This is a genomic window from Prosthecobacter sp. (assembly GCF_029946185.1).
Classification (GTDB): Bacteria; Verrucomicrobiota; Verrucomicrobiia; order Verrucomicrobiales; family Verrucomicrobiaceae; genus Prosthecobacter.
The window spans coordinates 1-9,921 of the sequence record NZ_JAQSEA010000314.1 but is presented as its reverse complement, the minus strand read 5'-3'; the positions used below and the strand labels follow the sequence as shown (position 1 = coordinate 9,921).

The 9,921-nt window shown below is 59.1% G+C and carries 9 protein-coding genes; 2 read left to right on the top strand and 7 right to left on the bottom strand.

All coding sequences use genetic code 11. The annotated features are described in order from the left end of the window. Nucleotides 1-187 precede the first annotated feature (187 nt). Nucleotides 188-979 (top strand): helix-turn-helix domain-containing protein, encoded by a 792-nt coding sequence (locus PSV43_RS25985; RefSeq protein WP_300204733.1) that lies wholly within the window; start codon nt 188-190, stop codon nt 977-979. Nucleotides 980-1,030: 51 nt separating this feature from the next. Here PSV43_RS25985 and PSV43_RS25980 read toward each other — a convergent pair whose 3' ends face one another. Beyond that, entirely contained in the window at nt 1,031-2,410 is a 1,380-nt protein-coding gene (locus PSV43_RS25980; RefSeq protein WP_300204730.1) for a polysaccharide deacetylase family protein, read from the bottom strand. Between the two features lie 436 nt (nt 2,411-2,846). Beyond that, entirely contained in the window at nt 2,847-3,347 is a 501-nt protein-coding gene (locus PSV43_RS25975) for a sulfatase/phosphatase domain-containing protein (protein WP_300204727.1), read from the bottom strand. A gap of 75 nt (nt 3,348-3,422) precedes the next feature. Between PSV43_RS25975 and PSV43_RS25970 the strand changes: the two genes are divergently transcribed. Next, nucleotides 3,423-3,929: a putative collagen-binding domain-containing protein gene (locus PSV43_RS25970; RefSeq protein ID WP_300204724.1), complete on the top strand. Its 507-nt coding sequence runs from the start codon at nt 3,423-3,425 to the stop codon at nt 3,927-3,929. A gap of 37 nt (nt 3,930-3,966) precedes the next feature. On the opposite strand, the gene PSV43_RS25965 is transcribed toward PSV43_RS25970, so the two are convergent. The 5 genes from PSV43_RS25965 to PSV43_RS25945 all read right to left on the bottom strand — a co-directional run. Beyond that, nucleotides 3,967-5,562: a sulfatase gene (locus PSV43_RS25965; RefSeq protein ID WP_300204721.1), complete on the bottom strand. Its 1,596-nt coding sequence runs from the start codon at nt 5,560-5,562 to the stop codon at nt 3,967-3,969. Nucleotides 5,563-5,596: 34 nt separating this feature from the next. Continuing rightward, a complete protein-coding gene (locus PSV43_RS25960; protein WP_300204718.1) occupies nt 5,597-7,105 on the bottom strand; it encodes a DUF1501 domain-containing protein in 1,509 nt (502 codons plus the stop codon). A gap of 113 nt (nt 7,106-7,218) precedes the next feature. After that, nucleotides 7,219-7,611 (bottom strand): hypothetical protein, encoded by a 393-nt coding sequence (locus PSV43_RS25955; RefSeq protein WP_300204715.1) that lies wholly within the window; start codon nt 7,609-7,611, stop codon nt 7,219-7,221. Nucleotides 7,612-7,664: 53 nt separating this feature from the next. Further along, complete coding sequence (locus PSV43_RS25950) at nt 7,665-9,110, bottom strand: sulfatase-like hydrolase/transferase (RefSeq protein ID WP_300204712.1); 1,446 nt, start codon at nt 9,108-9,110, stop codon at nt 7,665-7,667. Next, on the bottom strand, nt 9,110-9,921 hold an 812-nt coding region (locus PSV43_RS25945), incomplete at its 5' end, for a DUF1553 domain-containing protein (RefSeq protein WP_300204709.1). The genes PSV43_RS25945 and PSV43_RS25950, both read right to left, overlap by 1 nt.

Below are 9,921 nucleotides of genomic sequence, written 5' to 3'. Positions count from 1 at the left end.
TGGCCTGCGACGTGTGATCGTCAGCCATGATGTAAATGATGTTTGGCGGCGTGGCAGCAAACGCGGCGGCGGCGCTCAGAAGGCAGACGGTCAGCAGTGGAAGGAAGAGTCTCATGTTCCTGCCCAGCATAGGACAAGCCGCGTTCCTGTCTTGTGACAAACCGCCAATCCATGGTAATAATCGGCCATGTCAAAGCTGCACCGAACAACCGCCAACCAGTCGCCACTGGTGAACATCACGGCCATAAACCAGTGGCCTGCAATGCAGTTCATGCAGCCGTGGGAGCATGTTCCGGGGGTGTTCTTCTTTGTGAAAGATCGGCAGGGTCGATTTCTGAGAGCTAACCGCGCTCTGCTCGACCGTCTAGGGATGCAGGATGAGGCAGAAATCGTCGGCACAACGGATCACGATCGCTACCCACCGCATCTGGCGGACCGGTTGGTCGCCGGGGATCGGCAGGTCATGACAAGTGGCCAGCCGTTGCTTGACCACGCCGACATTCTTTACGACGAGAGCGGCGGGTTCATGTGGTTCCGCAGTCACAAGTATCCCCTGCGGGACAGGCGTGGCCGTATCGTTGGCGTCTTCGGCATCACCACCGCACACCGGGGCGGCGCACGCCATTCACTGGGTAATGCGACGGTGGATCGTTCGTTGAAAATCATCGACCAGCAAGGTGCGGACGGCAGCCTCCGCATCGCCGCGCTCGCGCGCGCGACTGGGGTGTCCGTGCGCACGCTCAATCGCAATTTTCAGCAAGTCATGGGCCTGAGTGCGCAGGAGTTCCTCCTGCACAGCCGCATCCAGGCCACAGCGGCCGCCCTGCGCGAGACAAGCACAGCACTGGCAGAGATCGCCATGCAACATGGCTTCTGCGACCAGAGCGCCTTCACCCGTCAGTTTCGCCAGCGCCTCGGAATGACACCCCTCGCTTATCGCACTCGCTATCGGCATGGCCATCCACCGGGCGCTCGCTGATGCCAACCGCTGACCTTGCAAAAAAACTGCCAATCATGACTGACCGTTTTATCAAGGAGTCAGTTCGATCGAATAGGCCGCTGTGCGTGGTGGCACAACGAAGCGCAGTGCATCAGCACCGTCTATTTTGCCAGGCTGGGCAGGCAGCACAGCTTGATTGGCGTCTTTGATGATCATCTTCGTCGCTTCCATTCCTGGTGCGATGGCCAGCTCCAGGGTCAGGGGATGATCGTAAAGCGCAGAGTCGGTACTGCATGCGAGCTCAAAGCTGAGCTTCCGGGGAGCTGACTGGATCACCTGCAGTTTCGCTGCGTTGCGCTCCGTTTGATACTTGTGGATGTCCGCCATGCCTGCGATCCACAATTCCGTGGCGTGTTCTTTGGCGATGTCCAATGCCGCACGGAAGTTCGCCTCAGTGCTGCTCAGATTTTCGCCAATGTAGTGGTAGTGAACACGGCACCACAGTCCGCGCTGAATGTGTTGCGCCAGAATCCGGCGAAAGTTTTCAACGCGGCCGCCATAGCTGTCGTCCATGCCAGTCGAGTTCTCTGCAGCGTCAAACTGATGATACTTGTCCAGGTAAAAGCGTAGAGTGCGCGTGGTCTCCCAGCGTGTGCCACCGCCCAGATTCAAAGCCATCAACTGGCTCCTGCTGGGCGTCAGTTTCCAGATCGCCTGCGCCGCCTCGCCGATTTCCGCCTCGGTGTCCACATCGCTGAAGCCGCCGCGATGGTGTGCGGAGTGGTTCGCCAGTTCGTGAGTCCCCTTCATGGCGAGCGACTCCCATTCAGCGTGATGCTGTTCGAAGTCAGAGACGCGCCTGCTGCCGGACTCCGATGCGCCGGGATTGACCATGAACGTACCGCGAAATCCATACTCATCGAGAATCGGTATTGCCTTGGTGAGATGCGATGGGTGTGAGTCGTCAAAGCGCAAGCTCAGTGCAGCGGTGCGTCCAGCGTGCCATTTCGCCACGCGCAGTCGCAGTCCGCTCACGCCATCCTGAATCACCCGGTCTTTGTCACTGGTCGCTTTTGGCCATCCACCCACTGGTTCCACCGCCTGGACAACGCAGGTGCCTCCGCCCTGTGGCAGTGCAAAGGACAGCTTGAACCACTCGATGCCTGTACGCTGCACCAACAATACTTTTCCACTACCATCCCGGACCTCCACGTCGGCGGCAGGCCACGCATTGGTTCCGCTGTTGGGAAGCTGGACGTGCATTCGCGGCGGCTTTGCGCCAGCTTCCTCCTGCGCCCGAATTTGGAGTTTGAATGGGCCAATCAGTTCCACCTCGAAACTTTCTGGGCTGGCACCTCCATCCAGCGCGACCTCCACGCCACGCAGATCTACAGCTTGCACGCCATCCATGGCCATGAGCAGCACGGCAAACAGACGGAAAAGCAGTTTCAAGGGCAAAAATAATTTCATGGTTTGGGTGGCCTGCCTGCAGTTGTGGAATAGCAGATGCGAGGCGAGTTATCAAACGGTCACCATTCGCGCTTACTTCTCGATAAACGCGTAAACTACCACCGGCGCATTGCCCCGCCCGCAGGCGGCGTGAACTGTGAAGTGACGTCGCGGTGTTTGCCAGCCTCCATGTACTGGTCGGCTCGTGGTTTCAACACGATGTATTCTTGGCCGCATTTCACGAGTCAGCACCCCGCGCTCACGAGTTTTTTATCTGGATCGAGCGTCCCGAATGAGGTGGAACGCCAGCAGTCACCAAAGCGCTTCAGCGTCGCGCAGCCCGGCCAGCGTGAAGATGCAGGCAAGTGTTCGCAGCTGAAGTGTTGTCATGGCTGTTGTTCGGGTGAATGGGACAGCATACCTTAACGTCACGAACAGCTCTGGCTCGTTCTCTTTGTCACTGCCCAGCTTTCTTTCGCTTTATTTTCGAGCCACCGCCTGATTCGCCTTCCCCCTCTTTTACCTCTCTGATGAGAGGCGCTTTCTGCTCCCAGGTCAGGCTGCGGTCGAACAGCTTCGAATAGTGCTCGTAACCGTGGTCGGAGACGACTTTGCTCCCGATGGCAGCGAGTGCCGTGTCGTAGGCTTTCTGCATGCTGGCAAGATCACGCGCGTAGTTCGGTTCTGTGGCGACGTTCTGCATCTCGTATTCATCGTGGCCGAGATGAAACAGTTCATCCATTGGCTTCATGCCGTCCTTGGCGGAATACCAGTAGATGTATTTCCACTCGGGGGTGACCACCGCCATGGACTGCGCGGTGTCGGTGCCCCAAAAGTTGAACAGCGGCAGGAAGTCGCGCACCTGGCCGTGCGGATTCGTCAGCAATTGCAACAGGCTTTTGCCGTCGAGGTCCACGGGCGCAGTGACGCCGGATGCGGCAAAAATCGTCGCGGCCAAGCCCCTGGTTACAAAGGCACCGTAGGCATCGCGATCGAGAAGAAAAAGAGGAAGGAAAACGCCACCACGGAAGATGTGAAGTCCCGGCCCTACAACCTGCACGACATCCGGAAACTGTGTCTGTGGGGCAATCTCATGGCAGGTGGTGCAGGCGTGGAATACTACTTCGGTTATGCACTGCCTGAAAATGATCTCGTCTGCGAAGACTTCCGCTGCCGCGACAAGAGCTGGGACTTCTGCCGCATCGCACTGGAGTTCTTCCCCTCGAATCAGATTCCGTTTTGGCAGATGCAGAACGCAGATGCACTCGTCGGCAACATCAGGAACGACAACAGCAAATACTGCCTCGCTCAGCCGGACGCGGTGTATCTCATATATCTGCCCAATGGTGGCAGCACCGAGCTTGATCTCAGTGCCGCCACAGGAGACTTCAGCGTGAAATGGTTCAATCCACGCGCGGGTGGTGCACTGCAAAGTGGCTCGGTGAAGTCTGTCGCCGCTGGCGGAAAGGTCACCCTCGGCAACTCCCCGTCCGACCCTCAGCAGGACTGGGCGATCCTTCTCCGCAAACAATCGCGTTAAAACCGAACGTCTGCTCTCTCTCGGCTGGTGGCTTGGGTTACTTTTCTTGATTCCGCAGCCGCTGCATGAGCGCCTTGCCGGTCTCCGGATTTGCCTTGGCAACGTTCACCGTCTCGTTCGGATCGGCCTGATGATCGTAAAGCTCGATGGCGAGAGGTTCAGCAGCGTGGTCGCGGTCATCCAGCCACGCGGTCAGGCGATACCGATCCGTGCGGATGCTGTAGCCCATGATATGATGGTCGAAGAGTTCGGCGTCATAACGTTCACCGTGCTCTCGTTTGAGCGTCGCCTCCACCTCGGCAATCACCGGTCCAAAGAACGTGCCACGCATCGCGGGTGAGAGCGGGCGCGCGGCCCACTCGCGCAGCGCGGGCGATGGGAACTGGCTGAACGCGGCGTCTTTGCCAGGAGCAGCGGGATCTTTGAGCTGAGCGACGAAGCTGTTGCCCTCCAGTGCGGCAGGCTTTGGCAGTCCGCAGAGATCGCAGAGTGTGGGATAGACATCGACGAACTCAGTGAGGCTGCGCGTCTTTTCGCCGCGCTTCGCCATGTCGGGTGTCCAAACGATCAGCGGGACACGGGTGGCGATTTCGTAGTCGGTCGCTTTGCCCCAGATGCCGTATTCGCCGAGGTGCCAGCCGTGGTCACCCCAGACGACGATGATGGTGTTGTCGCGCAGCCCCTGGGCATCGAGTTCGGCTAGGACACGACCGATCTGCGCATCGACAAAACTCACGCAGGCATAGTAGGCACGCAGGAGTTCGCGGGAGGTCGGCTCATCAATCGGGCCGCTGGCAGGAACCAGGGTACGGGTGCGCAGCTCAAAGGAACTGTGGCGCGCGATGGTCGGCGCATCCTTCGGTGGATTCGGCGTGGCGGTGAGCGTGAGCTTCGCGGGATCGTAGAGATCGAAGTATTGCTTGGGCGCGACGAACGGCAGGTGTGGCTTGATGAAGCCGACTCCGAGGAAGAAGGGCTGGTCGCCTTTGGCCTTGAGTTCGCGCAGCGTGGCGATGGCCCCATCGGCCACGCGTCCATCCTGGTATTCGCTGTCCGGCACGTCGGCACCTTCCCAGGCAGGCCCACCCGACATCCCTTGGAGCTGGGCAGTTGCGCCATACTTTTTCTGCGCCTCCTGTTGTCGCTGCTTCACCACGGCGATGCTCTCCGGCAATTTGTACTCCATCCCTTTGCCGCCCTTCATCTGGACAGGACGGCTCCACGAAAGCTCATCGTCGGTCTGTCCGGGATGAAACACTTTGCCGATGTACAGGGACTCATAGCCGTTTGCCTTGAAATGTTGCGGCAGCGTCACGCAGTCCGGCACGGTGTTGCGAAAGAAGGTGTCGATCTCCTGAATCTTCAGCGTGTTGGGCCGCAAGCCGGTCAGCAAACTCGCACGCGATGGCCCGCAGATGGCATACTGGCAGTACGCACGCTCAAACAAACGTCCACTTGCAGCGAGCTTGTCGAGATTCGGGCTCTTCACATCCGGCGCGCCGTAGCAGCCAAGTTCAGGCCGCATGTCATCGACGGCGATAAAGAGGACGTTGGGCCGGTCCGCCGCGCCTACCCCAAGCTGTGGTGCGAAGACGCAGAGAGTAAGCAGGAGTGCGATTTTAAAAGGTGTCATCGAGTTGTAAAAAAGAGAGCGTGCTGTGTGCGATTCATGCCAGCACATCCTTCACGACATTGCCGTGTACGTTCGTTAAGCGCCGCTCCAGCCCGTTGTGGTAGTACGTCAGGCGCTGGTGATCGAGACCGAGGAGGTGTAGGATCGTTGCATTGAAGTCATAGACGCTGACGGGATCGACAGCAGCCTTGGAGCCGAACTCATCGCTCTCGCCGTAGCTGAATCCCGACTTCACACCAGCACCTGCAAGAAAGCAGGTGAAGGCATCAGGATTGTGATCGCGCCCGGTGCCATTGCCCTGCAAAAAGGGCATGCGCCCGAACTCGGTACACCAGACGATGAGTGTATGCTCCAACAGCCCGCGACTTTTCATGTCGGCAATCATCGCAGCGGTGGGCTGGTCCATGATTTCGGCCTGCATGGCGTGCGTTTTCAGAATGTCGGAATGCGAATCCCAGTTGGTGATGCCGTTGCCACCGGAGGGATCACTGCCATTGAAGAGCTGGACGACCCGTACGCCTTTCTCGATCAAGCGCCGGGCGAGGATGCAGTTCTTGGCGTATTCGCGCTTCAGCTCCGTACCTGTGTCGGTGCCATAGGCCTGGTGAATCGACTCCGGTTCCGCTGAAAGGTCCATCATCTCGGGCACGGACATCTGCATCTGCCCAGCGAGTTCGTAGCTGGCGATGCGCGCGGCGAGGTTGGCATCACCGGGGAATTTTTCGAGGTGCTTGCCGTTCAGGCGCTTCAGCAGATCCACGGTGGACTTGTCCACGGCGGCAGAATAGGCACCGGGCCGTGCGAGGTTCGCGGGCGGGTTCTTGGCGTTGAAATCGGTGCCTTGAAACGCGGCGGGAAGAAAGCCGCTGCCAAAATTGTTCTTGCCGGAACGGGCGAGGCCACGCGGATCATTGATGGCAACAAAAGCTGGGAGTTCCTGGCTCTCCGACCCCAGCGCGTATGTCACCCAGGCACCGAAGGAGGGAAATCCCTCCATGGTAAAGCCGGTGTTCAGAAAGTTCTCCCCCTGCGGATGCGCGCTGGTCTGCGTGGAGAGCGAGTGGATGAAGCAAAAGTCATCCGCCAGTGCGCCGAGCTTCGGTAGCAAATCAGACGTCATCTTACCACTCTGCCCACGCGGTTTGAAATCCCAAAAGGGCTTGGCGATGCTGCCCGTCGGCCCTTCAAAGGTCACCTCAGGAATGCCCGGCGGCCTCTTGCCGTGGAACTTCGCAAGCTTCGGCTTGTAGTCGAAAGTGTCCACATGACTAACCGCACCAGGGCAGAAGATCACCAGCACCTGCTTTGCCTTCGATTCAAAGTGCGCCGGGCGTGGGAGATACGGATTGTCAGGATCGATCTGCGGCCGAATCGAAGGCTTGCCGCTGAATTCGGCTGGATTTTCGGTGGCAGCGAGCAAGCCCTGATCCGCGAGCAAGCTTGCGAGACCGATACCACCCATGGCCATGCCGGTCTGATGAAGAAAGCCACGCCGGTTCAGCAAACTGCGGCCGAGTGGTGAAAGATGTTCAGGGTGCTTCATGGGGGTGCGTTGCGTTCTGGTTGGTCTGGAATGGCTGGTGGGAGTTCGACATACTCGAACCCGAATCCCATGGGTGCGCCGTGCTCCAGCGCACCCATGGCAGATCGGAATTACTACTGTGAGGCGCTCGCAGACTTGGGCTTCATGTGTGCCTTGAACTGCTCAAACTGTGCCTCAGTCAGGAAAGACTTCACTGTCCGTGTGAAGTCGGACCAAACGTCCATGCTTTGGGTCTTGGCGTCAGCTTCGGATGTGCCGCCCTCCTTGGCGGCCTTCACCTTTGCCAGGCCTTCGGTGCGAACTTTGATGGCTTCGGCAAGCTGCGTCTTTTGTTCATCCTTGAGATCGGTGATCACTGCCGTGACTTTATCGACTTCCTTCTGCAACCAGCCAGGGATCTGCTTTCCGCTGGCTTGTGCATGGGCGGCAGGGGCTGCCATGGCGAGAGCACCCACCAAGGCGATGAGGGCGATTGCTGACAATTTGCTCTGTAGTGTTTTGATCATGTTTTTGTTTTTGTGTTGGGTCGTTTTGGAGACGTCTGAATTCTCCGGGAGATTTATTTGAGACGGAAGGTTTCGTCGTAATGCGGCATGCCAGTTTCTTTCCACTTCTCAGCCGCTTGCTGTGAGTCGAACCACTTGGGCTCTACACACGTTCGGCTCCATTGCTCCGTCTTCGACACCATGTCCTTGACCCGCTGGGCGTGCTGCCCGCTCACGTCGTGCTCCTCCGCAATGTCCGCGTTGAGATCGAACAGCGCCCATTGTCCATTGCGGCCCGAGAGGCTGAGCTTCCACTGGTCTTGTCGCGCACCGACGTTGTTGAAGCCATCGCGATGGCGCAGGGCATAGATCATCTGGCCCTGATGCGGACTGCGCTGCGCGAGGAAGTCGGCCCAGATGTCCTTGCCATCAAGCTGCTTCCCACTCGGAATCGATGCGCCCGCAAGCTGTGTAAACGTTGGGTAGAAATCCAGTGACGACACGGGGTGCTCAAACTTCTGCCCAGCAGGCACCACCTTAGGCCAGTGGAAAAACATCGGCACGCGATAGCCGCCCTCGAAGCAGTCGCCCTTGCCACCCTTCAAGGGCGCATTGTTGGCTCCGTCACCAAGCTGACCGCCATTGTCGCTAAAGAAGACGATCAACGTGTTGTCCAGCGTGCCGGTGGATTTCAGGGTCTTCACGATCTGGCCGACACCACGATCCACGGCATAAACCATCGCCGCATACGTGCGCCGCTTCGGGTCCTGAATGCTGGCAAACTTGGCGAGATCCTCTGCCTTTGCTTCCAGCGGAGTATGAGGCGCGTTGTAGGCCAGATACAGGAAGAAGGGCTTCTTCGTCGCTGCCGATTCCGTGACAAAGCGCGAAGCCTCGCGTGACAGGGCATCCGTCAGGTATTCGGTTTCCTTCACCTCCGTGCCATTACGCTGAAGCGGCACGACGTATTCGTTGATCTCACCTTTGCCCGACTTGCTCTGCCGTTCGTAGATGGGCACATACTTCTCCGGGAAGTACATGTGTCCGCCGCCGAGGAAGCCGTAGAAGTCATCGAAGCCGCGCGCATTCGGATGGAACTGCGGCTCCAGGCCCATGTGCCACTTGCCGAGCAATCCGGTGTGATAGCCCGCATCCTGCAAGACCGTGCTGATCAATGTCTCGCTGACGGGAATGCCTTCCTTGTTGTATTGCGCCATTCCTTTGCCGCCGTTCGGCAAGTTATACTGCCCGCCATAATTGTGCGGGTAGCGTCCCGAGACAAAGCCCATCCGGCTCGGCCCGCAAAACGGATGGCACACATAGGCTGAGGTGAAAATGGTGCCGTTCTTGGCGAGCGTGTCCAAGTGCGGCGTCGTGATGTCCTTCGCGCCATTGAAGCCGACATCCGCATAACCGAGATCATCACAAAGGATGACCAGGATATTTGGCCGTTCGGCGGCGGCGAGATTCACCGCGTAGGCCAGCAGGCCGAGCAGGATCGTTGAGAGGTTTTTGTTCATCAGGGTAAAAAGGCAAATTCGTTCGAGTTGATCAGCGTGCGGCAGACGATGTTGAGTCCGCTGCTTTGGGCGACAGCAACGCAGGCGCTGAGTTCATCCGCACTCGGAGCGCGGGTGAGCAGCAGCTCAAAGACCCGGCGCACGGCGGCGGCTGGCTCTTTGCCGGCTTCGCGCTGTGCGCGTTCTGCGATGAAGGCGGACTGCTCGACCACGAAGTCGCTGTTCATCAAATTGAGCGCTTGCAGCGGTGTCGTGGAGACGGGCCGCTTGGCACTGACCTGGCCGCAGTCGGGGAAGTCAAAGGCGGTGAAGATGTGATCGTCCACCCGGCGCATGCGTTCTTGATAAATCATGCGCCGCCAGGTGCCCGCCCCGTGATTGTCCACCACCTGCCACTGCGCATACGTGGCCTTCTCGTTGTGAATGCGGAAGCTGCGACCCCCGAGCGTTTCATCCAGCTTGCCTGACGCGAGCAGCACGCCATCGCGAATCACCTCCGCTTCGACGCGTTGCGGCGGATAGCGCCAGAGCAGCGATGCGCCGGCATCGGCCTGCATGCCCGCCTCGGTGGGAGTGCTGGCACGGCGGAAAGCATCACTCAGCACCAGCAGACGGATCATCGCCTTCATCGACCACGGCTTGCCGTGCGTCAGTGTGGGCTGCACAAACTCGGACGCCAGCCAGTCAAGCAGGGCAGGGTGCGTCGGTGCTGCGCCCGCCTTACCGAAGTCACTGCCCGTCGGCACGATGCCGCTGCCGAAGAGGTGATGCCAGATGCGGTTCACCATGACCCGGGCCGTCAGCGGCTGCT